30 protein-coding genes are annotated in these 25,745 nt (G+C 44.7%); 17 read left to right on the top strand and 13 right to left on the bottom strand.

Features of this window, described 5'->3' with window-relative positions:
* Window positions 1-37: 37 nt before the first annotated feature.
* Together ACE5CV_RS17345 and ACE5CV_RS17340 are read right to left on the bottom strand one after the other, a co-directional pair.
* Window positions 38-1,078 carry an ABC transporter ATP-binding protein gene (locus ACE5CV_RS17345; RefSeq protein ID WP_374951458.1) on the bottom strand — a complete coding sequence of 347 codons (1,041 nt, stop codon included), beginning with the start codon at window positions 1,076-1,078 and terminating at the stop codon, window positions 38-40.
* 288 nt (window positions 1,079-1,366) lie between these two features.
* A complete protein-coding gene (locus ACE5CV_RS17340) occupies window positions 1,367-2,629 on the bottom strand; it encodes a metallophosphoesterase (RefSeq protein WP_374951457.1) in 1,263 nt (420 codons plus the stop codon).
* 158 nt (window positions 2,630-2,787) lie between these two features.
* Between ACE5CV_RS17340 and ACE5CV_RS17335 the strand changes: the two genes are divergently transcribed.
* Complete coding sequence (locus tag ACE5CV_RS17335) at window positions 2,788-3,636, top strand: family 16 glycosylhydrolase (RefSeq protein ID WP_374951456.1); 849 nt, start codon at window positions 2,788-2,790, stop codon at window positions 3,634-3,636.
* Window positions 3,637-3,683: 47 nt separating this feature from the next.
* On the opposite strand, the gene ACE5CV_RS17330 is transcribed toward ACE5CV_RS17335, so the two are convergent.
* From ACE5CV_RS17330 to ACE5CV_RS17320, 3 genes are all read right to left on the bottom strand, one after another.
* Entirely contained in the window at window positions 3,684-3,974 is a 291-nt protein-coding gene (locus tag ACE5CV_RS17330; RefSeq protein ID WP_374951455.1) for a hypothetical protein, read from the bottom strand.
* Window positions 3,975-4,017: 43 nt separating this feature from the next.
* Complete coding sequence (locus ACE5CV_RS17325; protein ID WP_374951454.1) at window positions 4,018-4,188, bottom strand: hypothetical protein; 171 nt, start codon at window positions 4,186-4,188, stop codon at window positions 4,018-4,020.
* A gap of 135 nt (window positions 4,189-4,323) precedes the next feature.
* The gene (locus tag ACE5CV_RS17320; protein ID WP_374951453.1) at window positions 4,324-4,977 is read right to left on the bottom strand and encodes a Pr6Pr family membrane protein; all 654 of its coding nucleotides are present in this window, start codon (window positions 4,975-4,977) and stop codon (window positions 4,324-4,326) included.
* Window positions 4,978-5,108: 131 nt separating this feature from the next.
* On the opposite strand from ACE5CV_RS17320, the gene ACE5CV_RS17315 reads away from it, so the two are divergent.
* From ACE5CV_RS17315 to ACE5CV_RS17290, 6 genes are all read left to right on the top strand, one after another.
* Complete coding sequence (locus tag ACE5CV_RS17315) at window positions 5,109-5,579, top strand: VOC family protein (RefSeq protein WP_374951452.1); 471 nt, start codon at window positions 5,109-5,111, stop codon at window positions 5,577-5,579.
* Window positions 5,580-5,647: 68 nt separating this feature from the next.
* Entirely contained in the window at window positions 5,648-5,878 is a 231-nt protein-coding gene (locus ACE5CV_RS17310) for a hypothetical protein (protein ID WP_374951451.1), read from the top strand.
* A 104-nt stretch (window positions 5,879-5,982) separates the two neighbouring features.
* Entirely contained in the window at window positions 5,983-6,135 is a 153-nt protein-coding gene (locus ACE5CV_RS17305) for a hypothetical protein (RefSeq protein ID WP_374951450.1), read from the top strand.
* Window positions 6,136-6,206: 71 nt separating this feature from the next.
* On the top strand, window positions 6,207-6,851 hold the full coding sequence (locus tag ACE5CV_RS17300; protein ID WP_374951449.1) for an HAD family hydrolase: 645 nt from the start codon (window positions 6,207-6,209) through the stop codon (window positions 6,849-6,851).
* A gap of 49 nt (window positions 6,852-6,900) precedes the next feature.
* Window positions 6,901-7,563: an MBL fold metallo-hydrolase gene (locus ACE5CV_RS17295; RefSeq protein ID WP_374951448.1), complete on the top strand. Its 663-nt coding sequence runs from the start codon at window positions 6,901-6,903 to the stop codon at window positions 7,561-7,563.
* Window positions 7,564-7,656: 93 nt separating this feature from the next.
* Window positions 7,657-8,460 (top strand): alpha/beta hydrolase, encoded by an 804-nt coding sequence (locus ACE5CV_RS17290; RefSeq protein ID WP_374951447.1) that lies wholly within the window; start codon window positions 7,657-7,659, stop codon window positions 8,458-8,460.
* A gap of 64 nt (window positions 8,461-8,524) precedes the next feature.
* Here the strand turns inward: ACE5CV_RS17290 and ACE5CV_RS17285 are convergent, their stop codons facing one another.
* From ACE5CV_RS17285 to ACE5CV_RS17275, 3 genes are all read right to left on the bottom strand, one after another.
* A complete protein-coding gene (locus ACE5CV_RS17285; RefSeq protein ID WP_374951446.1) occupies window positions 8,525-9,721 on the bottom strand; it encodes an ROK family protein in 1,197 nt (398 codons plus the stop codon).
* A 145-nt stretch (window positions 9,722-9,866) separates the two neighbouring features.
* Window positions 9,867-10,316, bottom strand: a complete 450-nt coding sequence (locus tag ACE5CV_RS17280) for a DUF695 domain-containing protein (RefSeq protein WP_374951445.1) — start codon at window positions 10,314-10,316, stop codon at window positions 9,867-9,869.
* Between the two features lie 86 nt (window positions 10,317-10,402).
* Window positions 10,403-12,799 (bottom strand): glycoside hydrolase family 3 N-terminal domain-containing protein, encoded by a 2,397-nt coding sequence (locus ACE5CV_RS17275; protein WP_374951444.1) that lies wholly within the window; start codon window positions 12,797-12,799, stop codon window positions 10,403-10,405.
* A 250-nt stretch (window positions 12,800-13,049) separates the two neighbouring features.
* Between ACE5CV_RS17275 and ACE5CV_RS17270 the strand changes: the two genes are divergently transcribed.
* Entirely contained in the window at window positions 13,050-13,508 is a 459-nt protein-coding gene (locus tag ACE5CV_RS17270) for a DUF2147 domain-containing protein (RefSeq protein WP_374951443.1), read from the top strand.
* 102 nt (window positions 13,509-13,610) lie between these two features.
* Here ACE5CV_RS17270 and ACE5CV_RS17265 read toward each other — a convergent pair whose 3' ends face one another.
* Both ACE5CV_RS17265 and ACE5CV_RS17260 read right to left on the bottom strand, forming a co-directional pair.
* On the bottom strand, window positions 13,611-14,186 hold the full coding sequence (locus ACE5CV_RS17265; RefSeq protein ID WP_374951442.1) for a YceI family protein: 576 nt from the start codon (window positions 14,184-14,186) through the stop codon (window positions 13,611-13,613).
* A gap of 109 nt (window positions 14,187-14,295) precedes the next feature.
* Window positions 14,296-15,120, bottom strand: coding sequence for an alpha/beta fold hydrolase (locus ACE5CV_RS17260; RefSeq protein WP_374951441.1), 825 nt, complete (start codon window positions 15,118-15,120; stop codon window positions 14,296-14,298).
* A gap of 196 nt (window positions 15,121-15,316) precedes the next feature.
* On the opposite strand from ACE5CV_RS17260, the gene ACE5CV_RS17255 reads away from it, so the two are divergent.
* Window positions 15,317-15,925 (top strand): hypothetical protein, encoded by a 609-nt coding sequence (locus ACE5CV_RS17255; protein WP_374951440.1) that lies wholly within the window; start codon window positions 15,317-15,319, stop codon window positions 15,923-15,925.
* Window positions 15,926-15,956: 31 nt separating this feature from the next.
* Here ACE5CV_RS17255 and ACE5CV_RS17250 read toward each other — a convergent pair whose 3' ends face one another.
* Window positions 15,957-17,057, bottom strand: coding sequence for a Gfo/Idh/MocA family oxidoreductase (locus tag ACE5CV_RS17250; RefSeq protein WP_374951439.1), 1,101 nt, complete (start codon window positions 17,055-17,057; stop codon window positions 15,957-15,959).
* A 261-nt stretch (window positions 17,058-17,318) separates the two neighbouring features.
* A complete protein-coding gene (locus tag ACE5CV_RS17245) occupies window positions 17,319-18,152 on the bottom strand; it encodes an N-acetylmuramoyl-L-alanine amidase (protein WP_374951438.1) in 834 nt (277 codons plus the stop codon).
* Window positions 18,153-18,292: 140 nt separating this feature from the next.
* Here ACE5CV_RS17245 and ACE5CV_RS17240 point away from each other — a divergent pair, with 140 nt between their 5' ends.
* The 7 genes from ACE5CV_RS17240 to ACE5CV_RS17210 all read left to right on the top strand — a co-directional run bounded on the left by ACE5CV_RS17240 (window position 18,293) and on the right by ACE5CV_RS17210 (window position 23,812).
* Window positions 18,293-18,637: a hypothetical protein gene (locus ACE5CV_RS17240; protein WP_374951437.1), complete on the top strand. Its 345-nt coding sequence runs from the start codon at window positions 18,293-18,295 to the stop codon at window positions 18,635-18,637.
* An 89-nt stretch (window positions 18,638-18,726) separates the two neighbouring features.
* Complete coding sequence (gene mnmD, locus ACE5CV_RS17235; protein ID WP_374951436.1) at window positions 18,727-19,440, top strand: tRNA (5-methylaminomethyl-2-thiouridine)(34)-methyltransferase MnmD; 714 nt, start codon at window positions 18,727-18,729, stop codon at window positions 19,438-19,440.
* Window positions 19,441-19,585: 145 nt separating this feature from the next.
* Window positions 19,586-20,389, top strand: coding sequence for a nucleoside triphosphate pyrophosphohydrolase (gene mazG, locus ACE5CV_RS17230; protein ID WP_374951435.1), 804 nt, complete (start codon window positions 19,586-19,588; stop codon window positions 20,387-20,389).
* A gap of 65 nt (window positions 20,390-20,454) precedes the next feature.
* Window positions 20,455-20,907 carry a hypothetical protein gene (locus ACE5CV_RS17225; RefSeq protein WP_374951434.1) on the top strand — a complete coding sequence of 151 codons (453 nt, stop codon included), beginning with the start codon at window positions 20,455-20,457 and terminating at the stop codon, window positions 20,905-20,907.
* A gap of 148 nt (window positions 20,908-21,055) precedes the next feature.
* Complete coding sequence (locus tag ACE5CV_RS17220) at window positions 21,056-21,610, top strand: RNA polymerase sigma factor (RefSeq protein WP_374951433.1); 555 nt, start codon at window positions 21,056-21,058, stop codon at window positions 21,608-21,610.
* Complete coding sequence (locus ACE5CV_RS17215; protein WP_374951432.1) at window positions 21,603-23,054, top strand: hypothetical protein; 1,452 nt, start codon at window positions 21,603-21,605, stop codon at window positions 23,052-23,054. The genes ACE5CV_RS17220 and ACE5CV_RS17215 overlap by 8 nt, the downstream gene beginning before the upstream one ends.
* The gene (locus ACE5CV_RS17210) at window positions 23,051-23,812 is read left to right on the top strand and encodes a hypothetical protein (RefSeq protein ID WP_374951431.1); all 762 of its coding nucleotides are present in this window, start codon (window positions 23,051-23,053) and stop codon (window positions 23,810-23,812) included. The genes ACE5CV_RS17215 and ACE5CV_RS17210 overlap by 4 nt, the downstream gene beginning before the upstream one ends.
* On the opposite strand, the gene ACE5CV_RS17205 is transcribed toward ACE5CV_RS17210, so the two are convergent.
* On the bottom strand, window positions 23,813-25,030 hold the full coding sequence (locus ACE5CV_RS17205; protein WP_374951430.1) for an ABC transporter permease: 1,218 nt from the start codon (window positions 25,028-25,030) through the stop codon (window positions 23,813-23,815).
* An 84-nt stretch (window positions 25,031-25,114) separates the two neighbouring features.
* Between ACE5CV_RS17205 and ACE5CV_RS17200 the strand changes: the two genes are divergently transcribed.
* The coding region (locus ACE5CV_RS17200; protein WP_374951429.1) for an exo-beta-N-acetylmuramidase NamZ domain-containing protein at window positions 25,115-25,745 on the top strand (631 nt) is incomplete at its 3' end.

Raw genomic sequence — 25,745 nt, 5'->3', positions numbered from 1 at the left:
TAAGTGTGCGTTGCGTTGAAATTGCAAAACCAATTTGTTACAGCCACTTACCAAATTCGTAGAATTTTTTGATGACAATGGCAATCTTATCGCCAACCTGGTATTTGCCACGGGCGTAGTTAAAAGCCCGTAAAGTTACTTCCTGACATTCGATGATCAGCTCTTCGTAAAAGCCTTTAAACAGCACCTGCTTAATCACCCATTTTTTGGCAAGGCTCAGCGGCGCTATCCGGATGTGTTCGGCATAGATCACAACGCTGCCACGTTTCGAGGTGATGCCGCATACCGCAGCCTGAGCGGCACTAAGCTCGGTACTTGCCGCCAGTATTTTTGAGGTATACAATAATTTTGGCGAGTGATACAATTCCTCCGGGCTGCCATGCTCAACAATTTCGCCTTCTTTTATCACGATCAGCTCATCGGCCATAGATAGCAGTTCGGCAGGATCATGTGATACCAGTATCACCGTAACTCCCCATTCTTTTACGATCTGCCTGATATCATGCTGTAAACCTTCGCGGTAATTGGCATCTACCTGGTTAAAAGGCTCATCCAGCATCAGCACTTCGGGGCGGTTGATCAACGCTTTGGCAATAGTAACCCTTTGCTTTTCGCCCCCGCTTAACTTGCCGAAGGGCTGGTCGCGCAAGTCGTAAATCCCTAATAAATTAAGCGCCTGTGTAGTTTTTTGAATCTGGTAGTTTCTATCTTCTGTCGGCAGCCCATTGCTCACGTTTTTCCAAACGTTGGCGCTGGCATCCATTTCATGACTGTCCTGGCTTACCATGGTAATAACGGTGTGGGCTGCGGTAAAAGCTGCGCCGCGCTCGGGTAAGGGCTGACCATGAAAGAACACATCGCCCGAGTCTGGTTTAATCATGCCCGATAACAGTTTGAGCAATGTGGTTTTACCACTGCCGCTCTCACCAACAATAGCGGTAATCTTCCCTTTTGGTATGAAAACAGTGATGTTATTTACCCCTGAAGATTTATCGCCAAAGAAATTGCGTGTAACCGAAATGGTTTCTAATATCAGATCGTCATTAGCTCTTTGTTCAGGGATATCACTCAAAAACATAATACTCAAACCTAATCTAATAAAACTTTAACGCCAAAAAAAAGTAAAAAGTTAATTGTTTAAACAGTTGTTTTTAAGAATTCGTTAATTGGGTGTTCAGTGGGTTAATTTGACGGAGATGTTGTTGCCGGGAGATCGTGCAGTTGGCCTTGTAAGTTCAGGTAAATCTTATCCCTTTACAAAGTATTGAGCGATTATTCTCGTTGATACTACTTGGCTTATGCTGATTGCCAGTTAACGCAGATTTCTACCCCGGATATCCATTCGATATCACAAACTCTACTTACCCTATGCTCTTTTCTTTTTTAGCGTAAGCACTGTAATTTCGGGCCAGATGCCCAAACGGCCGGAAAACGCCAGGAAGCCGAAACCACGGTTTACGTACAAATACCGGTTCTTTTCATTCACTAAACCGGCCCAATCCAGGTAGCGGTATTTTACCGGGCTCCAGCGGATGCCTGCCGCTTCGATACCAAACTGTGCGCCGTGTGTATGGCCGGATAGTGTTAAATGGATATCTGTAGGGTTAAATCGCACCTGCTTTTCCCAGTGCGTAGGATCGTGCGAGAGCAGCACCTTGAACGCTTTATTATCAACACCCTGAAGCGCCTTAGGCAAATCGCCAATTTGAATAAACCCTTTGCCCCAGTTTTGAATGCCGATGAGCGAGATCTTTTGTCCGTTTTTCTCCAGTTCAACATTCTCATCCAAAAGCAGGCGGTAACCCAGCTCGGCATGGTGGCGTTTTAATTTAGCCAAATTATCCGCTTTTGCTTTGGGGCTTTCCCATTCAATGTAGTCGCCATAATCGTGGTTACCCAAGATAGAAAACTGGCCGAACGGTGCCTTGATCTGGCTGAACCTGTCAATATATTGTTCAATCTCCCAGGCGGCATTGTTCACCAGGTCACCGGTAAATACAAACAGATCGCTTTTTTGTGCTTTAGCCAGGTCTATACCCCGCTGCATGGCATCTGCGTTGTCAAAACTTCCGGAGTGTATGTCAGATAGCTGGGTTATAGTAAAACCATCAAAGGCTTCAGGCAATTCATCAAAATAGATGGTTTGGCGATGTACTTTGTAATCGTACTTACCACGTATCATCGCGTAAAAGAACGATGCGAATGGAATAGCTGCTATTAACACCGCTATCTCGCTGATAAATTTCCGTCGCTGCGGAAAGTAAGGCTCGTTTGCATTACGGTTACCGCCGGCATTATCCGCTATTCCGTAAACAAAACGGCCAAAATCGCCCAGCGAAAGCACGATAACAAATACCAGTTTAGTAACAAAAAAAGTAAGGAATAAGCTCAGCATCCACTCGTGGAAAGGTGTCATCCCCCTTGAAGACCTAAAGCTGCTGATACCCAGTAAAAAGATTACGGTAACCGCAACGGATATAATTAAGAATCCCCAGATAACTATTGCGCGGCCGGGTTTAGACTGCCAATCGTGCGTTAGGGTGCGTAAGCCGTTAAAAACATACCAATCCATTAAAAGCGTAATGGCCGCGAAAACGAAGAAAAATTTAAACAAACCACTACCGTGCATATCAATGTATTTTCCGCAAGATAAAAAAGGAATGGTAATTAAGGTGTAAAAAGATTGACCTACAACGGCACAACGTCGCCAGCCTGATTGTTTAGCTTGCCAGTCAACTGTTGCTTTATTACTAAGAAAATGTACTTTTAGCAACCAATTTATAATTCATGAAAAAACACCTGTTATCTATAGTATCATTAATGCTCTTATCCGGATTGGCTATTGCTCAGAAGGCTAAAAAAGAGATTGTATTTTTTGAAGACTTTAATCAAAAAACGCTTGACCGCACCAAATGGAACGTGGAAATAACCGGCAACACGGTTAATGACGAGCAGCAGGCTTATATCGATTCGGCAGCTACGATTTACCTTACAAATGGCAAAGCAGAGGGTGCCAAAAACGGTGCACTCATTTTATCAGCACTTTATAAACCGGGCCACATGAGTAAGGAAGGTAAAAAATATGATTTTGTATCAGGCAGGATAAATACACGCGATAAGCTCATGTTCACCTACGGCAGCGCATCCATACGTATGAAAATGGAAGATGGTGCCGGGTTATGGCCGGCATTTTGGGCGTTGGGCAAAGGGAAATGGCCGGATTGCGGAGAGATAGATGTAATGGAAACTGTTGGCGATGGCTCATGGGTGAGCAATGCCCTGCATGGACCTAATTATTTTGGCAATACCCCTTTTGCAAAGCGCGATACGTTTGCACAAGGTACTGATGTTACCAAATGGCATATTTATAGTGTAGACTGGACGCCAACTACATTAACATTTAAAGTAGACGATAAGGTTACCTACACGGTAACCAAAGCAATGATAGAAAAGTATGGCCGATGGGCATTTGATAACCCAAAATTCCTGATCATTAATTTTGCGATAGGCGGCGGGTACCCTAACTCTATAAACAAAGTTACGCAGCCTTACTACGGGCTTTCGCAGCAATCTGTTGATAAGATAAAGGCGGGTAAAGCCAAAACCATTGTAGACTGGGTGTTAGTGACCAAATAAAAAAAGCCCTCCGTGTTATCCGGAGGGCTTTTTTTATGAACTAAATATTAATAGTGACGAACAACTACGCGCCTTGCGTATGCGCGGTGGTAAGCCGGCCTTACATAAGTGCGGCGATAAACCGGCCTCACAACTGTACGTCGGTACACCGGCCTGTTCACTACAACCGTACGGCGGTATGCAGGGCGATAAGCCGGTCTGTTCACTACAACAGTACGCTGGCGGTAAACGCGATGTGCGGGTGCGCCAATACGCGCATTTACTACTACTTGTGCCTGGGCGCCTTCAAAGGCAAACGTGGCAATTATGGCTACGGCTAATACTTTTAGATATTTCATGATGTTTAAAATTTAGTTGTGAATATTTTGGTTGCTTGTTTAATTAGTAATTATTGTAATGATGATCGCGGTTGTCATAGCGGCCATGATTACGGTCATACCGGCCATGGTTGTCGTAACGGCCACGATGGCCCCGGTTTTCAATAGCGCATCCGCCAAGGGCTACCGCGCCAAATAACAATAATGCTATCAGTTTTTTAAGGTCATTTTTCATAGTGATATTTTTTAAAAGTTGCTTTCTGTGTTGTTTAAATGTTAAACTACGGCAGCAAGGCAAAGTTTAATCCGCAGGATAGCTTATCACTAACTTGTTACAAAATGTAAAATTGAGAAAGGTAGTTTTGAATATTTAAAGCGCTTTGTGAGTACGTTGAATGCCCCGCGCTATTGCTACGTACAACAGGCTAAATATCAAGAAGATGATTAGCAGAATGGCAGAATTGAACAGCACCTTGGGATAGCCGAAACGGGTAACATCCACAAAAAAGTAGGGATACAAACCTGTTAAAGCGCCGCGTATGATAATGTATACCAAATAAAAAAACGGATACCATAGCCACGTTAATGTATCCTTCCAGGTGATGGTCTCTTTAAGCACCGCAGTAAGCCAATAAATAATAAAAAGCACCGGTACTATAGAGTGTACCAGTTCATCGCCAAGCTTGGCTATGCCTGTATAGTGGGTGAGCGGCCTTAACACCAAATTGTAAACCAAACATACAATGCTGATATATGCTGCAAGGGCTGTTACAACGCCGGGCCGCTTAAAAAAATTGGAGTTGTTGATACGGGTTAATGCCATTACTCCAAGTGCAATGGCAACTAATATATTGGTTTGGATAGTGAAATAACTAAAAAAATCCACCATTGCGCCTGCGGTGCTCCGGCCATTTTTAATGAACATAGGTATGGCCGAATTAAACTGTAACACTACACCCAGCACGGCCAAAAGCCCGATAATGCCAGCGCAAATGCGGTAAGTTTTTACGTAAGGTCGGCTCATTTATTCTAAAAAAAGGCTAAATATATCTATCTAAAGCGGTTTATCGCTATTGTTACAATAAAATTGTCCAAAAAAAGCGCTTCAAAGTTTAAGCAAGCTGTATATTAGCTCATCAATATAAACCACATTTCATGAAACATACTTATCAGGCGCAGGCCAAATTAATAATTACTAAAATCGCCATTTTAGTAGCGCTGTTTTCTTTACCTGTATTTGTAAAGGCACAGGCTACGTTTAACCACGCCGCCCTATGCTCACAAAATTTAAAGGTGAGCAACAAATTCTATACAACTGTAATGCAGCTAAAGATCATTCCAAACCCTTTTAAAGACACCGTACACACCTGGTACAGCATTGGCCCGAATCTGGCTATGCACGTTATACAAGCTGATTGCCCTAAAGCTGATTATCCCCGCGGCGTGCATTTATGCTTCAGCGTACCATCTGTACCTAAATTTATTGAGCGCCTTAATAGTTTGAAAATTGAATACAGCAATTGGAAGGGCGAAACCGGCAAGATTGAGCACCGCATAGATGGTGTAGATCAAATATACTTACGCGATCCGGATGGCTACCTGCTGGAGGTTAACGACGCCAAATAACGTTACGTAAAGGCATTTAATTTTTATACAACATAACCTCGCCGGGTATATCAACGTATAGATGCTTTATGAGGGGCTATCTGAACGTTCCGGCGAATGTTTACTGCGAGCGCTGCAAGTATTGCGGCAGCAAGCCTGTTATTGCCATAACTATAAACAGCGATTATACGGTTAAATGCCCCACAGACGATAGCCATTATCACACCAAAGCCGGACTGATAGATATTGACGACTGGAATATTCATAATACGCAGCTGTACGATACTGACAGGGATGAGCAGCAACTCCGCCGGGCATGATCCTGTAAAGGTAATTGACGGTACCCTGTTTTTTGGTTTCCTGCTAAACCTTTACGTGTCCTTACCGTCAGAATGAACAGAAACACACAATAAATCTGTTTAACATGAAACGTATCATCACTAAACTAAAAGCCGACCTGTACAAAGTATTTGTTATAGGCGATTCTGACAAAGTTGAGCAGGCACGTGTATTTGTACTCCTGGCTGTGCCCGTTTTTACCGTGCTGTTTGCGTTCGGAAGTTTTCCGGAATATTAAAAGCTACCGCAGGCAAATGTTTGGCATTCCTTTCTAAATAAACTTATACTTTTGCGGCACAACAAGCAGCAATGAATAGTTTAAAAGATAAATACGACAGCATAATATTTGACCTGGACGGTACCCTTTGGGACAGTACTGATACGATAACCCAAGCCTGGCAAACCGCGTTAAGCAAAGCACCTTATATGCATAACGAGGTAATGACCCGCGAAAGGGTACGCTCCATCACAGGGATGACTCATGATAAGATCTTTGAAAAATTATTCCCGTTTTTAGATCATGCGCAGCGGGCCGAGGTTAAACAGCTTTGTGCGGTAAGCGAACTCGAGATACTGAACAAGCAAGGAGGCACACTATACCCAAAACTTACAGAAACGCTTGATTACCTGGGCGAAAAATATAAGCTGTACATCGTAAGCAATTGTCAAAGCGGTTACATCGAGCTTTTTTTAGATCTGAACAATATGCATAGCCACTTCCTGGCGCATCAGTGCTTTGGTACCAAAGGCAACCCGAAAGCCGATAATATAAAAGACATCGTTACTGATCATCAGTTAAAAGCACCTGTTTACGTTGGCGATACCATGGGTGATTATGAAGCGGCTAAACAAGCAGGCGTGCCGTTCATTTTTGCATCTTACGGATTCGGGGTGGTTGAGAGCGGTCAGGTGGCTACTATTAACGCTTTCAATGAGTTAACTGAGCTGCTTTAATCCCAAACCTTTTTTTAACCGGCAGGTTTATTATCCTAAATCTGCCGGTATGAAAATTTCCAAATATATACACTCTTGCTTACTGTTTGAACTTGACGGTCATAAGCTGCTGTTCGATCCGGGTAAATTTACGTTTGCAGAGGGCATTGTAACTCATGAAGACTTTGCAAACGTAAACAGCATTATCATTACCCACACCCATCCGGACCACCTGGATAACGAAAATCTTAAAAAGATAGTCGAGCTGAGCAATGCCGCCATATACGCCAATAGCGAGGTAGGCGCAGCCCTACAGAAAGAGGGATTAAATTACATTCTTGTAGAAGACGGTATTTATCAATTAGGGCCGTTTAAACTGCAGGCCTTCCCTGTACAGCACGAGCCTTTGCTGGACAGCCCAATGCCACAGATGACAGGGTTTTTGATTAACGACAAGGTGTTGCACCCGGTAGATTCAATGGAGGGAGAGCTAACCAGCTACCAAGGCGTTGAATTACTTATTATGGTCACCATGGCCCCATTCACTACCGAACTTACCATTGCCGCCTTTGCCGACAAGATAAAACCTAAACAGATCCTGCCGGTGCATGATGGGTACGCCAGGGAATTTTTCATTAAACAGCGTTACGAAAACTACAACAAGCACTTTGAAAAGCTTGATATCAAATTTCACAGCATCTACAAACCCGGCGAAAGTATTCAGCTAAGTTAATTCATACAACGAGACAGAGTATTTTAAATTTCTTTTTAGTTTAAATTGTAATCCTTTGGTATGCTTTTTAAGGTGATAGTGTAAACTAACACCATGAAAACTATCGTATTTATACACGGAATGTTCCAAAACCCTAAAAGCTGGGACAAATGGATAACTTATTTTACCGACAAAGGCTATAACTGTGTTGCCCCAGCATGGCCGCTGCACGAAGGCGAACCTGCAGACCTTCGCCAAAACCCGCCGGCAGGATTGGGTGACCTTGAACTTAAAACTGTTGTTGATGAAATGGAGCGCGTTGTGCGTGCACAAGGCCAACCCCCTATTGTTATAGGTCACTCAGTTGGTGGGTTAATTACCCAACTTTTAGTTGCAAAGGGTTTGGTTGATATAGGTGTACCCATCAGTTCTGTAGCACCTAACAAAATGCTGGCCTTTGACTGGGGCTTTATGAAAAACAGCGCGCTGATCACCAATCCTATAAAAGGTAACGAGCCGTTTTTTACAGACCTGGAAAGCTTTAAAGGATCATTTTGTAACACCATGACCGACGAAGAAACCCAAGTGGCCTACAATGAAACAGCAACTCATGATAGCCGCAACGTGTTGCGCGATTGCCTTGGCCCTGATGGCGAGATTGACGTAGAACTGCCGCACGTGCCGATGTTGTTTATTGGCGGTGAAAAGGACGAGATAATCCCCGCACCCTTGAACAAACGCAACAGCGAAGCTTATACCGACCCGGTGAGCATAACTTTATATAAAGAGTTTGAGAACAGAGGCCACTGGATCTGCGGGCAAAAGGGCTGGGAAGAAGTTGCCGGTTACATTGCCAACTTTTTGCAAGAACATGAGAACATTAAATATCATGCACCTGCAAATGGCACACATGCATAACTCTTAAACAGGTAAGATGGAAACACCCTCATGTGCTTTTAGCATATGAGGGTTTGTTTTAATTCTATCCTTTCATTTCCTTATCAAAATTTTCCATCACCAATACCGCTGCACCAATCAGTTCCGCATCAAAACCAAGTGAAGAGATAAGCAGTTCGGTGCCTGATGCAAGACGCGGTATACAATATCTGTGAAGCGCCTGTTGAATGGGCGCCAGGAGTATCTTGCCCACCTTGGCTCCACGCCCGCTCAGCACAATGTTGGCCGGGTTCATGATATGAATAAGTATAGCCAGCGCTTTGCCTATTTTATACCCTGCATCAGATAGCAGTTCCAGGGCAAACTGGTCGCCCTGGTTGGCAGCGTCCATCAGGGAGTCGCCCATCATTTTCGATTGACCGTTATGGAGCTTAAGGCTGGTTACGCGCCCGTTTTTGATCCCGACTTCGGCTTTTTGGGCTACAACCAGCATCGACGCCTCGGCTTCTAAACAGCCGCGTTTACCGCAGGTACATAAAGCACCGTCTTCTGATAGCGGGATATGGCTCAGTTCACCTGCAAAACCGTTATATCCGCGAAAGATCTTGCCATCTATTATCATCCCTAAACCAATACCCCAACCCAAATTGATCACCATAACTTCCTGCTGTGAGCGGGCAATACCAAATTTTTGTTCGGCAAGCGCTATCAGGCTGCTATCATTATCAATGTAAGTGTTAATACCGGTTGCGCGGGTAATATACTCGCTCAGGCTTTCGCCGCCGGCGTCCAGGTAGGTATAGTTAATACCTTCTACCGCGTTTATAAAACCGGGCATGCCTATACCTATACCGGCAATCTTGCTTTTGCTGATGCCGCTGTTGCTAATGTAGTCGTTAAGGTGCTGGATCAACTGCGGCAGGGCACTTTCGTTATGCAGCAGTTTAAGCTCAACCGCCGCCAGGTCTGCCACAGGGTTATTATGCAGATCAACCAATTGTATACGTGCAGAGAGCTGATCCATCGCTACAGCGAGTATAAACATGGCGTTGGCATTAATAGCGTACATAAGCGGCCGCCTGCCACCACTGGATGGGGCGTAACCCTGCTCAACTACAAAACCTTCTTTTATAAGTTCGTTAACTGCCTTAGCAATAGAGGGGATACTTTTATCAAAAAGCTCACTTAATTCGGCACATGACATTGCTTTATCAAAATACAACCGCTTTACGATCATATTTTTTAACCAGCCGCCTTTAACACTGTTGCTTTTTACTTCCATTAAGAATATTTTATGCCCGGTCGAAATTTACAGGCACCAATAATTTGCTAAAATAAAAATAATGCAGCAAACTACAACACCGGGATATGAGAGCCGTCACCAGATCGGCTTTAAGACGACAAAAAGTATAGGATGATGAAAAAGTTTACACGGCTGTGTTATCGTAGTCGGCTATGAGATCGAAATAGGCGCTCCACCCGGGGTCTTCGGTACGGGTAAAGTTGATAGCTGCTTCGCTGTAATTATCCAGCAAGGCGGTTATGCGTACTGCGGCTTCATTACTATTTTGAGTGTACCATAACCATTTGCGGGTACCATCGCCGGTAAAAATAGAAGCAAGTACACTTTGGTTATCACTGAACGCGTCGGCAAGCGCATCTTCAAAACTTTCCATAAGTGTCATCTCGCCCGATGATGGCATATACGAGTCGCCAACATCATCATAGCTCCAATCCATATCCATGCGGGTATGATACAGGCCGCTGTTGATAAAATGCTGCATATCGGGCCGGTAGCGCACCATAACCGATATGCCGTTAGTATTAACCCCTTCTCCGCCTACCCATCTGTCATCGAGTTTTAATATTTCAGCCATGGTTTACCAACGGTTGAAAGCATAAAAGATTGCGGGAACGTGGCAGATCGCTAACCAATAAGCTTGCTCTGAATGCGACTTCAACCCTATTGCACCCTAAACGTTTTCTTAAGCTTAATCTCTTCCGACGACTGGCCTATCCACACCTGGAAGGTTCCGGGTTCTACGGTCCAGTTCATGTTCTTATCGAGCAGAGCGAGATCATCCGGGTGCAAAGTAAACCTTACGGTCTTCTTCTCCCCGGGGTTCAGGCTTACACGCTCAAATCCACGTAGATCGTACTCATAAGTGATTACTGAGCTTATATCGTCCTTAAGATATAATTGCACTACATCGTCGCCTTTGCGCTGGCCGGTGTTGGTCACGTCAACGGTAACCGTTACATCGCCCTGCGAATTACCTGTTTCTGGTGATACCACGAGGTTGCTGTATTCGAATTTAGTATAGCTAAGCCCGTAACCAAACGGATATAATGCGCCATTTACGCTGGTTTTGCCCCAGCTGTTCTGCCCTTTTTGCCCGGCCTGTGAGTTTGGTTTAAACGGAAAGTTGAATTCTATTTGTCCGGTAGTTTTAGGAAAGGTGATGGGCAGCTTACCACCGGGATTGTTATCGCCAAAAAGGGTTTCGGCAATTACCTTACCGCTTTGTACACTCGGGAACCAGGCTTCTAAAATCGCCGGTAGATATTTATTTTCCCAGTTGATGGTAAGTGGTTGCCCGTTTATCATCACCATCACCACGGGTTTGCCGGTAGCTTGCAACGCCTGTATCAGCTTTAGCTGGCGGCCGGGAAGGTTAAGGCCGGTGCGGGTAAGGCTTTCGCCTACACGGTCAACATCCTCTCCCACTACGGCAATCACTACATCACTCAACCTTGCCTGCGCCACTGCCGAGTCGATCCCCGCCTGCTCGGCCGGAGTAAGCGGTGTATCGATGATCTCGCTTTCGGGCCAGGTGGCATCAACAATCTTGCAACCTTGTACATAACTTATTTTTGCGGCTGCACCCATATAATTTTTAACGCCGTCAAGCACGGTGGTCACCGGGTTGTGCGATGGCCCGTAACGGCTTACAGCATAATTGGTCTCGGCAGCCAGCGGGCCGGTTACCAGGATGTTTTTGTACTTGTTCTTATCCAGCGGCAACAGTTTGTTTTCGTTTTTTAATAACACCATGCTCTCGCGGTTAACCTGCATGCTCATATCGGCATCAGCTTTGGTATGCACCAGCTTATCTGCGGCCTTAGGGTCTTTTACGTAAGGGTTATCAAACAGTCCCAACCTAAATTTAACGCGAAGCACATCGCCCACCCTTGAGTCGATGATTTTCATGCTGATCTTGTTCTCCTTGATCAGCTCGCGCAAAGGCAGAATGAATGTTTGCGGCATAGTGAAGTTGGTACGTACATTTAGCCCGGCTTCTACCGCCTGCCGAACCGCCTCCTTGTAATCGCCCGCAACTTTATGTTTAGAATATATGAATTCAACTGCCTCGCTATCGCTTACAACATAGCCGTTAAAACCAAACTGCTGGCGCAGCAATTCGGTCAAAAAGTAATAGCTTCCGGTAATGGGTACGCCGTCCCAATCGTTGTAACTGCTCATAACGCCCATAGGGTGGGCTTCCTGTATCACCCGGCGAAACGGATAAAGGTAAATTTGGTGCATTTCGCGCGGTGCCACATGCGGGTCGGTGCGGGCACTGCCGTCGCGGCCGCCTTTAGGCACGCTGTAAACGGCGTAATGTTTAAGTGTTGATGCAACCCCTTCTTCCTGGATGCCCAATACCATCTGCTTGCCCAGTTCGGCAATAAGAAAAGGGTTTTCGCCGTAGCACTCCACTACGCGTCCCCACCGCTGATCGCGCGCCGGGTCAAGTATCGGCGCGTAAACGTTAGTATACCCCAGGGCTTTAGCCTCCCGGCCAACGGTTTGGCCTGCCCGCCTTACCAATTGCTTGTTCCACGTACTGCCTATACCGATTGGTGCGGGCAGCGGGGTGGCACGATCGTGGTTTAGTCCGTGGATGCCCTCGTTGGTAAAATCTACCGGAATGCCCATGCGGGTTTCTTCAACAAACCATTTTTGCACGGTATTAATGGCCGACGCGTGTTTACTAAATGGGTAAGAATATTGCGTTGGGGCATCATCCGTATGCGATGTAAGGTTATTCAACTCTTCATCTATGTTGGCAATGCCATCCTTCCAAATCTCGGTTTTCCATCGTTCAACAGGCATCTCATCTTTAAGCACCCGTTTGTAACCATATAAGGTAGCCATTTGGCAGGTTTTCTCATCAACGTTCATCTGGCTCAACAGGTCTTCTACCCTTTTATCAATGGTTTGTTTAGGATCTTCAAAAACATCCATACGGCCGTTTTTATTAAAGTCCACCCAGCCTTTGTGGTAAATATTGATCTTTTGCGCTGATGCCGAAAGCCCCATTGCAAGCAGCGAAAACAGCAGTGACATTTTTTTCATACAGGAAGAGAATAGCATTGGTTTACCTTCCAAATATATAAGAAAACAGTTTAGGCGATAACCCACGCGGGCGTTTTGTGTACGATAACGTTTGCGAAGACGATGCTTTTTTTATAGATCAAAATGAAAGTTGGGCGCTCCGGCCTTAAACCGTTGTAAATCAAATAATCAAGAGCTATTGTATTTGTAATACTAAAGTCATAAATTGGCATTACAATTGCGTGTTACGCATATTACAAGTCAACAATTTATGAGCTACCAGTTTCTACTCAGCTTTTTTTCTTTGCTGCTGTTCGTTGGGAACAACAGCAACAGTACCCGTACAACCGTGGCTTCGGAGATGATCTGCGGCAAATGGCAAACCGAAGAAAAGAATTTGACGGTACAGGTTTATAAAGTGGATGACGAGTTTAAAGCAAAGATCATTTGGTTTAGCAACAAAGGCGAAACCAAGAAGATGGAAGAATGGACCGATAAGAAAAACCCCGACCCTGTCCTGCGTACCCGCAAAATATTAGGTATGAACGTTTTGGAAAAACTGGTTTACTCGCCCGAAAGTAATTCATGGGAAGATGGCATTATTTACGATGCTAAGAACGGCCGTCACTGGAATTCGTCTGCCTATATAGATAAAGATGGCAAGCTAAAAGTAAAAGGCTACTGGCACTTTAAATTCATTGGCAAAACCATGACCTTTATCCGCATTTAAAAAAATCAAATAACGTTTAATAAAAAAAAGCGGTCCTGGTGTATTACCAGGACCGCTTTTTTTATAGCCTGCCTAAATCTTATGGGCAAACTTAACTACTAATTAGTTAGCTTTTGCGAACTCGCCGTTAGCAGCTAATGTAACTTCGTCGCTCAGCATTGGCTGGCCATATTTGCTGCCAAAACCATAATCAGAACGTTTGATGGTACCGGTAACTTTTAAACCTGTTACAGATTGTTTGCTCATTGGGTTTACACCTGTACGGGCAAGCATATCAAAAACAACCGGTTTAGTAACGCCATGTAATGTTAAGTTACCAGTCAGTTTAAATTTACCGGCGCCTGCAGGTTTAATACCTGTGCTTACAAAAGTTAACGTTGGATATTTGGCAACATCAAAAAATTCTTCGCCTTTTAAGTGGCCGTCGCGTCTGTCGTTATCAGTATTTACTGAAGCAGTATTTGCAGAAAAGCTAACTTTAGCATCGCTCAAATCTTCTTTAGCAGCTACAATGGTAGCATCAAAATCTTTAAAAACACCGTCAACATCACTTACCGCTAAGTGGGTGATAGTGAAAGTTACGCGTGAGTGCGCTTTGTCAACCTTCCAGGTGCTTTGTGCAAATGCAGCTGTTTGCATAAAAGCAGCTACTGCTAATACTGATAGAATCTTTTTCATTGTATTAAAATTTTAGTGTTTATATTTTACGAACCAAAGATATATAAAGGTTTCACATTGGAAACAAAAAAGATGTTTAAACATCTTTTTTTGAGAAAGTAATGACAATCTATTTGTCTCTGAAAAAATCGTCTACCCGTTTGTTAAACTCTGCTGCATGCTCTATAAGCGTGGCGTGACCTGAATTTTTAACTATCCAAAGTTTCGAGCCGGGAATGTTTTGCTGGATAAGACGCGTGTGCGCATCACAAATCAGGTCATGATCGCCGGCAATGATCAAAGCCGGGCATTTGACTTTTTGAAGATCGGCAAGTTTGATATTAGGCTCTTCCCAGTCCAGCTTAAATATCTTCCATGAATTTTTTCCTTCGTCAGTTGTCCAGATGCGGTTTTTATGACGGTTGTAATAATCATACTCATTCTTCCAGTCGGATGGGTTGATAGCGGTAGAATCCGGCCAGAGGTTGGCCCCTGTGGATGCAAATTTGATCACCTTGTCCGGGTGGCGCATAGCCATTACAATACTGTTGATCCCTCCGTCGCTCCAGCCGATAACATATGCTTTGGGGATTTTCAGGGTATCCAGCAGCGCTGCAAAATCATCCGTCATTTGCTCGTAGGTAAGTGTATCGCCGGGATCGGTCGATTTGCCCTGCGCACGACTATCTACCAGGATCACGCGGTATCGTTTAGCAAAATACGGCACGTTTTTACTAAAAGCGCTCATGCTGCCACCGTTGCCATGAATCATCAGTAATGGCTCGCCTTTACCGTATTGCTCCACATATAGCTTAATGCCATTGATATCATAATATTTGCCTACCTCGGTATTACTGCCGTAGATCGACCTTGGCTTACACCCCAGCAGCGATAATAGTTGGGGAATCACCATGAACAAGATCAATCTTCTGATGCGCATATAGATACTTAGCATAAATCTGTGCTGAGGTAAATATAGCGTTTACAGTCAGTCGTGTAAAATGTTATCATAAATCTAATTACATTCTAATTAGTTAGCTGATTAAGAGGGTTATTGTCTAGATTCAATTTAATTCGAACTAAAAAATTTTGCTTTCCATCAACCTCAAACAAAATATATAATTATTATTGTAACTATAATATCACTGCTTATGAAAGGTGTAGACCAACTTATCCGGCTTTTAGAAGGTTCATCGTTTTATTACTCGCTAATTATTGGGATGGATAACCGTTACGTTTACGTGAGCCCCCACTATAACCGCAACTTTGATTTTTTGAACGAATCTTTAGTAGGGAAGCCCTTTTACATTACCCTGCACCCCGATGATATTAAGATATGCCAGCAGGTTGGCGGGCGCTGCTTTGAAAACCCCGGCAAACTACTGCCTGCAACGCTGCGTAAACACGATGGTAAAGGTGGGTTTGTTGTTACCCAATGGGAACTTAAGGCACTTTTTGACGACGACAATAACCCGCTAGGCATATTTTGCGTAGGCCACAACATTACCGAGCAAATAGATATTACCCATCAACTGGATGACGCGAAGGCCGAAATTGAAAACAAGACAGGGAAATTAAACGAAATTGGATTTTTGCAATCACATTTGGTACGTAAGCCACTGGCCAACATTATGGGGCTTTCAGGCATTATTCAAAATATGGATATCGACCAGAATCTATTAAGCATAACTACTATGCTTATCGATAGCGCTAACGAGCTTGATCGCGCAATTAAATCAATCTCCGAGAAGACAAATTAACGGCTAAACCTGTTTGGCGGTGGATATTTGATTATACAATATTCTCCCACTTGCCACTGGCCAGGCTACGGTATATGGCATCTACCACTTTCATATCTTTAAGGCCTTCTTCGCCCGGCACCCGGCTTTGTTTGTTGAGCCTTACACAGTTAGCAAAATCATCCATCTGCGCGGCTTGCTGAATGTTGTTCGGTACGTTCATAGGTTTGCCATTTACCGTGCCGTCTAACCCTCCATAACCAAATGCGGGTTCCAGCTTAAATTTGCCTTTCTGCGCTGTTAGATCCAGGTAACTCCAGTTGTTATTGTAACTTGATTTACCGGTAACCTTTGCACCGCCGGGGAATTTAAGTTCCCAGTAAATTGTTTCGTCAACCTCCCTGAAAAGTTCGGGACGGGTTTTTTCCTGACGGGCTTTCACAGCAATGGGTTCCTGCCCTAATGTGTAACGTGACCCTTGAATGGAGTAGATGCCCATATCCATCAGTGCGCCGCCACCGGATAGTGCCTTTTTTAAACGCCAGGCATTAGGGTCGCCATTGTAGGTAAAGCCGTTGCCTGTATCAATTTGGTTAACTTTACCAAATACCTGTTTTTGCCCAAGGCGCATAACTTCCTGGTTGTGCGGCTCAAAATGCAGGCGGTAACCTATCGACAGCAACCTGTTGGCTTTTTTGCACGCCGCTATCATCTCCCGGCAATCGGAGGCATTCAGGGCCATCGGCTTTTCGCATATCACGTGCTTGCCCGCGCGTGCCGCACGGATGGTAAATTCTTTGTGCATGGATACCGGCAGCACCACGTAAACTATATCGATATCCTTATTGGTGGCTATCTCATCAAAATTTTGGTAGTTGTAAATATTTTTAGCCGGGATGTTGTATTTGGCCGCCCAGTCTTTCGCTTTTGCAGGGGTACCGGTAACAATGCCGGCAAGATAGCAGTTTGCCGTGTGCTGCAAAGCAGGCGCTAGCTGCCCGCCACTGTAGCCGCCTAAACCAACCAGCGCAATACCCAGCTTTTTACCCGGTGCTGCAAAAGCCGATAATTTAGAACCCAGCAGCAATGCCGCTGCACTTACCGAGCCCGTTTTGATAAAGTCCCTCCTGGACGTTTTAATAGCAGCTTTCATACGCGTAATGGTTGATTTAGCTAAAGGTAATAAAATCCATGCCACAGGAAGAGCGGGTACCGAGTTTGGTAAAAAATTGTGTAAATCCGCTCCTGGTACCTAGTCATTGCCGAATGTTGAAGCTACTAGGGACGCCGAACCCAGGCCACAGTTTTTTGTGATAAAGGTTAACAAAGGTTTACACTTTTTCGTTAACTAGTAACATAAATAACTGTATATCAACAATTTGCAAAAAAGGTGGGTTAACATAAAACAGCTACTTTATTGCTCGTTCAGGTTGCTCCGGTATTTTGCAATCGCCTTCATAATCGAACGTACAATTACGTTTTGCCCTTCATCAGAATTAAGATACCGCTCGTCCTCCGGGTTGTTGATAAAGCCGGTCTCTATCAGCAGGCCGGGCATGCCGCTTTGCTGTAGCACCAGTACACCCTGCTCTTTAACGCCAATGGTGCGGCGCTCGGCATTTTTAAATTCAGTGTTCAGCAAATCACCAAACAGTACGCTTTGCTTACGGTAACGCTGCTGAAACGCAGCCAGCACTATCGCGTTAACGGCAGCATCATCGCCGTAACCGTTATATTTTTTCTGGTAATCCTTCTCAATAAAGATCGACGCGTTCTCGCGTAGGGCCTCTAATTGCTCCTGCTTGCGGTGAAAACCATATACTAACAGCAACGTTCCGCGGCGGCTGCCTACCCGCTCTGGTGTAGAGTTGCAATGGATAGAAATGAACAGGTTGGCTTTGTTTTCGTTAGCAATATCGGCCCGGCGGTGCAGCTCTATAAATTTATCGCTGCCGCGTGTCATAATCACGTTAACCCCGCTTAGCTGGTCGTTAATGGCCTCCTTCAGCTTTTTGCCGATGCTCAGCGCAACAGACTTTTCGTTAGAATAGCTGCCATGCGCGCCAGGGTCTTTGCCGCCATGCCCGGGATCTATTACGATGGTTTTGAACCGGAACGAGCTTACGCTTTCTTCGGCTTTTGCCTTTTCTTTTTTGGTTTGCCCTTGGGCCAAAGAAACATTTAATATAACCGCAGCAATTACACTGCTTATTAACAGGATAGGATTTTTAAGGCGCCTTGTTAGCATAACGCAAAGGTAAACGCTTTGCTTAAAATGCGGCTATCGAAATATTTCAACATATAAATTTTTTTTGCTTTAAACAAAAAACCCTGAAACCAAGAGTGGTTTAAACACGTAAACACTTTCATTACACAGTACTTAATGTTATGGACACGCCTGCTTTTTCATCGTCACCGTTATTTATCCCGTTATTTTTCCTGGTAACGAGCGCGGTTATTGTTTACCTGATACTGAAGTTCGACAAGCTGCAAAAACGCAAAATGCAAATAATGCTTAACGGCACGAAAGATGTAAAGCCCCTTTTTATGCAGAAAGCTGCGGTACAAAAACTGGCTACCCTGCGCACCATCGGCGAATCGGCAAAAGATAAAACAGACAGAATGGACGTTGCCCGCCAGCTGGATGAACTTGTACAAGTTTATGATAAAGGCCAGATCTCGCTTCCCGATTACTGCAATCGCTTAAACCGCTTATTGGCAAAGGTAGCGTAATCGCCGGTGTTGAAATTTTAATGGCTGCTACAATTTAAAGCCATACCCATTAGGATTTAGAATTTATATTTGAGAATTTCACTTCCACTATGCCTACCGACGAACAGCCCGGCCATTTACAGCTTATTGCCACTGCAGATGGATCAAACACCATTTACAATTCGCACGTTGGCGAAAATTATCACTCGCGTAACGGGGCCTTGCAAGAAAGCCGGCACGTATTCATCAACCAGGGATTGCAATATTTTTTAGAGCATAGCGGCAATCTTGCTCCATCGGTATCGGTACTGGAAGTTGGCTTTGGTACCGGACTTAATTTTTTGTTAAGTGCCGATTATTGTACGCAGCAGCAAATTCAGCTTTACTATACCGGTGTGGAAGCTTACCCTTTAAGCAATGACCTTATATCCCAAACCGGGTATGACAATTATGTGCCGGGCGAAATTTGGGATGCCTTTATTGCCAGTTACCGCCAGTCGATGACGAGCGTTGTACAGCTTAACGATTACTGCCAGCTACAAATAGCAGCCCGCAAACTGGCCGACTATCGCAACGAGCACCTGTTTGATGTGATCTATTTCGATGCATTCGCATCAGCCCACCAGCCCGAAATGTGGGAAGAAGCCGCCATTACACATACCCTTAAATTTTTAAAGCCCGGCGGTGTGTTTGTAACCTACGCCATCACCGGCAACCTTAAGCGCATCATCAAATCACTCGGCCTCAAAGTACAAAAGGCACCCGGCGCACCCGGAAAAAGAGAAATGCTGCGGGCGGTATCAGTAGAGGTGAGTAGTGAGTAACAACAGTGAACCTTAATCCTGCGCTTGAAACCCCATTCCAAAACCTCACTCCTCGCTCCCAAGCCCCCGCTCCCCGCACCAAACCACACACCCGCTCCGCATAACTGCAAACCATTTAATACCTTTGCATCATATAAATTTATTTATGCCTATTACAGCGCCAATTACCGCCAGTACCCCATCCGCAGCCTTCGAACGCCTGTTGACCATTATGGACGACCTGCGCCTGAACTGCCCATGGGATAAAAAACAAACGCTGGAAAGTCTGCGCCACCTGACTATCGAGGAAACGTACGAACTATCAGACGCCATACTCAGCGGTGACCGCGACGAGATAAAAAAGGAACTCGGCGATATTATGCTGCACCTGGTATTTTACTCGCGCATTGCATCAGAAACCAATGATTTTAACATCACCGGCGTGCTGAATGGGATCTGTGATAAACTCATTAACCGCCACCCGCATATTTATGGCGATACTGAGGTGCAGAATGAGGAAGATGTAAAACGTAACTGGGAGCAAATAAAACTGAAAGAAGGCAATAAATCCGTTCTGGGTGGTGTACCTGCATCGTTGCCGGCACTGGTTAAAGCATCACGCATCCAGGAAAAAGCCCGTGGCGTTGGGTTCGACTGGGATAATAAAGACCAGGTTTGGGCCAAGGTAGAAGAAGAGTTGCAGGAATTTAAAGACGAATTTAATGTGGCCAATGATGCCGCTATAGACCATGAAAAAGCCGAGGCGGAATTTGGCGACCTGCTGTTCTCGCTCATCAACTACGCCCGGTTCATTAACATCAACCCCGAGGACGCGCTCGAAAAAACCAACCGTAAGTTTATTAAACGTTTCCAGTACCTGGAAAGTAAGGCGGCTGCTAGCGGCCAGAAATTACAGGATATGACACTTGCCGAAATGGATGTATTTTGGAATGAGGCAAAAAAGGTTTAAAAAATATTTTGCCTGCTGTTACGTTTTAGTTGCGAGCCCCGTAACCATTATAGTAACTGAAATTTATGAAAAGAAAATTTATCCCACTGGTTCCGCTTACGTTGATACTTGCTGTTTTGGTAAGCGGATGTTTTAATAATAACAACGCCAATACCACACCTGTTCCCTACCCCAATGGTACATTTAGCGGCACATTTAAATTACTGCGCAAAAAAGTAAATCAAACCACTATAGATACGCTTAAAAAAGCTAACATACAGCTGGTTTTAGAAAACGGTGTAGGTTTTAAGGTTTTGGGAGATACAGCTACTGTACATGCAGGCAGCAAAGGCCATTACGGCATTAATCAAACTTACGTAGCCTTTGATGACGAAACTTTTCCAAAAACCGGCACCCCACCTAAAATACACCTGTACGGAACTTATTTGTACAGCTACGATGGTAACAGCAACCTCATCATCCTGTTTAACCAGGGCGATACGCTTAACTATCGTTACGATTTAAAAAGGACTAATTAATTAATAGCACATAAACTAAAAAAGCCATCCTTATTATAAGGATGGCTTTTTTAGTTTTGCAGTAAAAGCCCTGCAACTAATTTAAAGCATTTGTAGCGTTTGTATTAAACGCTGCGTAAACATCTTAAACGCGGGTTCAAATCTATTAATGCAACTAACTCACCGCCTTACCGAGGACGAAATTGTAGGTAAGTGTAAAACAGGTAGCCTTAAATATCAGGAATTGTTGTATAAACAGTTTTATGGCTATGCTATGAGGATAAGCGTGCGCTATAGTTTAAATACCGATGATGCTTTAGAAGTTGTTAACGACGCTTTTATTAAAGTGTTCAACAACCTGGGCACCTATAACACCGATAAACCTTTTAGGGCCTGGCTCCGCACAATTGTAGTTAATACCGCTATAGACAGGCGCCGTAAAGAGCTAAAGTTTATGGCCAATACCGATCTGGATGCAGCCGTAGGCGTTGGTGCCAGTGCGCAAGTAATAGAGGGCCTTAATGCACAGGATATTTTAAAGCTGATGAAGCAGTTACCGCAAATACAGCTCACCATTTTTAACATGTACGAAATTGATGGTTACAACCACGACGAGATAGGTAAAATATTGAACCTGCCGGCAAGTTCATCACGGGTTTATTTAAGCCGGGCAAAAGATAAACTGAGGCAGTTGATTACAACAGAGACACAAAACCATGGATGATAAGTTTGATAAGGAGCTGACGAACCGCATCAGGGAGGTGTTTGAGGATTATCCTTATCCGCCTGCTGATAAGGGTTGGCAGGAACTGCGTAAAAACTTCCCTGCCGGGGGGAAGAAAGATAAAATTGCCTGGCTGTGGTGGGGCAGTGCCGCCGCCGTATTGCTTGTATTTTTGGGCGTGGGCATCTGGCTGTACAGGGCTGATGAACCTGCCGGCAACTTTGCCAGTAACAAACCTTCAAAAACCTTAAACAGAGACAGCAACCTAAATAATATACTTGCAGACACTGCTGCATCACGGGGCAGTATTGACTCTCAGCAGCCCGCGCAGATAGCTGACGAAGCGAGGTCGGCGTTACCAAAAAGCAGCGTACGTACAAATGATTTAGCAGCGGGCGCAGCCCCTGCAGAAGCTATACAAAAAAATGAAAATCAGGCAATTACAATTGCCAAACAACCTGCACAAACATACCTGCCGGGGCAGGCAGATGGTTTGGCACCGGGCAAAGTAATTACCGACAAATCTATCACCAACCCGGTTATTGCCGCTGTACCCGATGAAGTTGCAACAGCTAAAAATACTGATGTGACGAGCAAAACAAGTCAATCACCAGTTGGAGTTACAGAAACACATGTTGTTGCTAACAGTACTACTATAGCCGCCAACCCGCAACAACCTGCAAAAACTATTGTAGAACTGATGCAGGGCGAAAATAACGCGATAGCTGCCAAAAAAAGTGAGCCGGCGAAGCAGGCAGATAAAAGGGTAAATTTTAGCGTGTATGCTGCAACCTATATTAACTATGCACAGGGCAGCGCTAACCAGATCAACGCAGGCGCCGGTTTTACATCCGATATAAAGCTGAGCAACAATTTCAAGCTCTCTACCGGTGTTTCGTTAGCGCAGAATACGCTTAAGTATGATAAGGCGCCGCCAACCCGCGATGGTGGCTTAGCGTACGCATCGGCAGCGGCGTTAAGTAAAGATGCCGGTTTTGCCAGCAGTTATAACGTACCGGTTTTTCAAAACTACAGTGCTCGCTTGGTTGGCCTGGATATCCCGGTGAATATCAAGTACGAGTTTAATCCGCAAAAGAGTGATACTTACATATCGGCAGGGTTAAGCTCCGGCACTTTTATCGATGAGCGGTACACCGCCAGCTACCAGTACCGCACCAATGTGGCTACAGCAAACGGTAATGTTGTGAACAATTTCACCACCATAAAAACCGACGACGAAGCATCTAACAAGAGTTTTAACGGTTTTTATTTTGGCAAAACGCTTAACGTTTCATTTGGCGTGGGGTACCCGCTGGGCAAAAGCAACCGACTCATTATAGAACCCTTCCTGAAATACCCGCTGGATGGCCTGGGTGCGCAACAGATTAAATTTGGTGCAGGCGGTTTAAATTTAAAAGTAAATTTTAAAGGCAGTAAACGATGAAAAGAATTTTAGCAGTATTATTTGTGGTTGCCATTACCGGCAGCGTATCGGCGCAAAAGATCGAACTAACTTTGCAGGCCAACTCCGGCCTTTACCATTACAACGGCGGACTGTCGGCGTCAGAAAGCCTTATCCTCGGTGATGGAAATGTTAGCCAGGCCTATACCAACAATCCTTATGGTAACAAAAATGGCGTAAGCTATGGTGGTGTTCTGCAAGCGCAGATGGTTAGCAGGCACGGCTTTATTTTAGGGTTGGGTGCTGGTTACGAGGTGTTGCGCAGCAAAATAAACGTTAATACTTACTACCCAAACAACTCCCCAAACTACAATAGCATAGCATTCCCTGCCAGTGGCCGCACGTATTTGCAAAGCAACTTCATCAACCTAAATCCTTACATAGGCTACCGGTTACAGTTTGGCAAGGTAGCACTGGATGTTTTGCCCGGAATAGATATCGCATTTAAAACTTCAGAACGCGAACATGGCAAAGCCAACTACCAGGAGGGTACTGTTACTACTAACCGAGACAGGATAAATGTTAAGCACGATACGCGTTTAAGGATCGGCCTTGCAGCAACCTATGGCAGGATTGGATTTAATGCCAGCTATGCGCACGGCCTGGTTAACCAGGCAGGCAAAATGTATGCCGATCCTGCAGCGCAATACGCATATGTGGGTAATGGTAGCGCTTCAGTTAATGATAATACCGCCAAAGGCGAATTGATCCGTTTCGGGATCAGCTACCGCATATTTTAATTATTTGAACCGGATGGCCTTTACCGGCGAGATGCGTGTTACCAGCATCGATGGAATAATAAGTACCATCAGGCAAACTACCAGTGTGCCCACGTTAAGCAATAGCACATCGGCGGCCTCAAATTTAATAGGTACAAAAGTCATGTAATATGATGCCTGGTCGAGCTTAAAAACGTGGGTCGTAAGTTGCAGGTAACCAATGCCCAGCCCCAGCGCGTTGCCTAAAAGTAGCCCCACCCCTATCAGGTAAGCGGCGTTGTACAGGAAAACCTTCTGGATAACCCAGTTACCTGCGCCCATGGCTTTAAACATACCTATCATGGCTGTACGCTCCAGTATCATAATAAGCAATGCCGATATCATGTTGATCACCGCAACGGCCGTCATCAGCACCAGCATTACCACCGTATTTACGTCGAGCAATTTCAGCCATTCAAATATCGTAGGGTAATTTTCAGCTATGGTGGAAGATTTCAGGATCAACGGCAAATTATCATCAATTGCATTAGCGACATTGTTAACCCTGTCAAAGTTTTTTACGCGTACTTCGTAACCGCCAATCTCACCGCTTTTCCAATCATTAAGGCGCTTTATCAGGGCAAGGTTGCCAATAACAAAGGTTTTATCCACCTCATCCACTCCAAGATTAAAAATTCCCATGATCTTGAATTTGCGCTTGCGCGGCAACTGCCCTTCTTGTATAAAATACATCAGCAACGGGTCGCCGGTTTTTAGCTTCATGCGGTTGGCGGTATAGCGCGATATCAGTACTTGCTCGGTATCGTCATTAAAATTGAGCACCGAACCAGCCACCAGCGATTTTTTGATGTAGTCCCAGTTGTAAGTTTTATCTACACCCTTAAGTACTACCCCTTCGATCTCGTCATTGGCTTTCAGTATACCTGCTTTGGTGGCATACGGTGCAACATCGGTAACATCAGTTATCCCTTTCAGCTTTTTTACAACGGCAGGGCTATCCACAAAAGATGAGTTCTCGTACGAGTTGTTGTTATCCAGCTTTACCACCTGGATATCTCCGGCAAAGCCGCGTACTTTATTTTTTATCTCGCCCTTAAAACCCTTAATTACGGCCAGCGACAGGATCATTACACCAAGCCCCAGCATAATGCCTACAATAGCAATCCGCACGATCAGTTTGGAGAACGTGCGTTTTGATTTGAATGTTATACGATTGGATATGAACCTGGCGAAACTCAATGCAGAATGATTTTTGTACCTTCGCAAATATGCGTTTTTAACGTTAAACATATCGCCTTTTAATTTGCTTTAACTTTATAAATTATGACGAGAGTAAAGTTATTCCTACCCATTTTATTAGTCAGCCGCCTTTTTTTTGGATGCGACAATTTTGCGCAGTCAACCAAAAAGCAAGAAATACCTGCGCCTAAAACGACAGCTAAAACCATTATTACCGCTGCCGACCAAACCACCGCTTACCTGGATTATCTGAAGGGCAAAAGCATTGCGATGCTCATTAATCAAACATCTGTTATCGGTAATAAAAAAACACCGTTGGTGGATAGTTTGGTAAAGCTGGGAATCGGTGTAAAGAAGATCTTTGGCCCGGAGCATGGGTTTAGGGGTAATGCTGCAGATGGTGCGGAGATAGACGACACTAAAGATCCGGTTACCGGGTTGCCTGCAATTTCGCTATACGGTACGCATCGTAAACCTACCAAAGAAGATCTGAAGGGCATTAATCTGGTGATATTTGATGTGCAGGATGTCGGCGCGCGTTTTTATACTTACATATCTACCCTCCATTACGTGATGGAGGCTTGCGCTGAAAACAACATCGAACTGATGATTTTGGACAGGCCAAACCCCAACGGTGTATTTGTTGACGGGCCGATCTTAGACACCGCCTACCGGTCGTTTGTAGGTATGCACACTATCCCTATCGTACACGGCA

The sequence above is a fragment of the Mucilaginibacter sp. genome, assembly GCF_964263795.1.
Lineage (GTDB): Bacteria > Bacteroidota > Bacteroidia > Sphingobacteriales > Sphingobacteriaceae > Mucilaginibacter.
The sequence above is the reverse complement of the archived record's forward strand: the minus strand, read 5'-3'. Positions and strand labels throughout refer to the sequence as shown.

What these genes read in the sequence shown, in the direction of transcription:
- ACE5CV_RS17345 (WP_374951458.1), bottom strand. Translation starts at nt 1,078, where the DNA reads ATGTTTTTGAGTGATATCCCTGAACAAAGAGCTAATGACGATCTGATA.
- ACE5CV_RS17340 (WP_374951457.1), bottom strand. Translation starts at nt 2,629, where the DNA reads ATGCACGGTAGTGGTTTGTTTAAATTTTTCTTCGTTTTCGCGGCCATT.
- ACE5CV_RS17335 (WP_374951456.1), top strand. Translation starts at nt 2,788, where the DNA reads ATGAAAAAACACCTGTTATCTATAGTATCATTAATGCTCTTATCCGGA.
- ACE5CV_RS17330 (WP_374951455.1), bottom strand. Translation starts at nt 3,974, where the DNA reads ATGAAATATCTAAAAGTATTAGCCGTAGCCATAATTGCCACGTTTGCC.
- ACE5CV_RS17325 (WP_374951454.1), bottom strand. Translation starts at nt 4,188, where the DNA reads ATGAAAAATGACCTTAAAAAACTGATAGCATTATTGTTATTTGGCGCG.
- ACE5CV_RS17320 (WP_374951453.1), bottom strand. Translation starts at nt 4,977, where the DNA reads ATGAGCCGACCTTACGTAAAAACTTACCGCATTTGCGCTGGCATTATC.
- ACE5CV_RS17315 (WP_374951452.1), top strand. Translation starts at nt 5,109, where the DNA reads ATGAAACATACTTATCAGGCGCAGGCCAAATTAATAATTACTAAAATC.
- ACE5CV_RS17310 (WP_374951451.1), top strand. Translation starts at nt 5,648, where the DNA reads ATGAGGGGCTATCTGAACGTTCCGGCGAATGTTTACTGCGAGCGCTGC.
- ACE5CV_RS17305 (WP_374951450.1), top strand. Translation starts at nt 5,983, where the DNA reads ATGAAACGTATCATCACTAAACTAAAAGCCGACCTGTACAAAGTATTT.
- ACE5CV_RS17300 (WP_374951449.1), top strand. Translation starts at nt 6,207, where the DNA reads ATGAATAGTTTAAAAGATAAATACGACAGCATAATATTTGACCTGGAC.
- ACE5CV_RS17295 (WP_374951448.1), top strand. Translation starts at nt 6,901, where the DNA reads ATGAAAATTTCCAAATATATACACTCTTGCTTACTGTTTGAACTTGAC.
- ACE5CV_RS17290 (WP_374951447.1), top strand. Translation starts at nt 7,657, where the DNA reads ATGAAAACTATCGTATTTATACACGGAATGTTCCAAAACCCTAAAAGC.
- ACE5CV_RS17285 (WP_374951446.1), bottom strand. Translation starts at nt 9,721, where the DNA reads ATGGAAGTAAAAAGCAACAGTGTTAAAGGCGGCTGGTTAAAAAATATG.
- ACE5CV_RS17280 (WP_374951445.1), bottom strand. Translation starts at nt 10,316, where the DNA reads ATGGCTGAAATATTAAAACTCGATGACAGATGGGTAGGCGGAGAAGGG.
- ACE5CV_RS17275 (WP_374951444.1), bottom strand. Translation starts at nt 12,799, where the DNA reads ATGAAAAAAATGTCACTGCTGTTTTCGCTGCTTGCAATGGGGCTTTCG.
- ACE5CV_RS17270 (WP_374951443.1), top strand. Translation starts at nt 13,050, where the DNA reads ATGAGCTACCAGTTTCTACTCAGCTTTTTTTCTTTGCTGCTGTTCGTT.
- ACE5CV_RS17265 (WP_374951442.1), bottom strand. Translation starts at nt 14,186, where the DNA reads ATGAAAAAGATTCTATCAGTATTAGCAGTAGCTGCTTTTATGCAAACA.
- ACE5CV_RS17260 (WP_374951441.1), bottom strand. Translation starts at nt 15,120, where the DNA reads ATGCTAAGTATCTATATGCGCATCAGAAGATTGATCTTGTTCATGGTG.
- ACE5CV_RS17255 (WP_374951440.1), top strand. Translation starts at nt 15,317, where the DNA reads ATGAAAGGTGTAGACCAACTTATCCGGCTTTTAGAAGGTTCATCGTTT.
- ACE5CV_RS17250 (WP_374951439.1), bottom strand. Translation starts at nt 17,057, where the DNA reads ATGAAAGCTGCTATTAAAACGTCCAGGAGGGACTTTATCAAAACGGGC.
- ACE5CV_RS17245 (WP_374951438.1), bottom strand. Translation starts at nt 18,152, where the DNA reads ATGCTAACAAGGCGCCTTAAAAATCCTATCCTGTTAATAAGCAGTGTA.
- ACE5CV_RS17240 (WP_374951437.1), top strand. Translation starts at nt 18,293, where the DNA reads ATGGACACGCCTGCTTTTTCATCGTCACCGTTATTTATCCCGTTATTT.
- mnmD (WP_374951436.1), top strand. Translation starts at nt 18,727, where the DNA reads ATGCCTACCGACGAACAGCCCGGCCATTTACAGCTTATTGCCACTGCA.
- mazG (WP_374951435.1), top strand. Translation starts at nt 19,586, where the DNA reads ATGCCTATTACAGCGCCAATTACCGCCAGTACCCCATCCGCAGCCTTC.
- ACE5CV_RS17225 (WP_374951434.1), top strand. Translation starts at nt 20,455, where the DNA reads ATGAAAAGAAAATTTATCCCACTGGTTCCGCTTACGTTGATACTTGCT.
- ACE5CV_RS17220 (WP_374951433.1), top strand. Translation starts at nt 21,056, where the DNA reads ATGCAACTAACTCACCGCCTTACCGAGGACGAAATTGTAGGTAAGTGT.
- ACE5CV_RS17215 (WP_374951432.1), top strand. Translation starts at nt 21,603, where the DNA reads ATGGATGATAAGTTTGATAAGGAGCTGACGAACCGCATCAGGGAGGTG.
- ACE5CV_RS17210 (WP_374951431.1), top strand. Translation starts at nt 23,051, where the DNA reads ATGAAAAGAATTTTAGCAGTATTATTTGTGGTTGCCATTACCGGCAGC.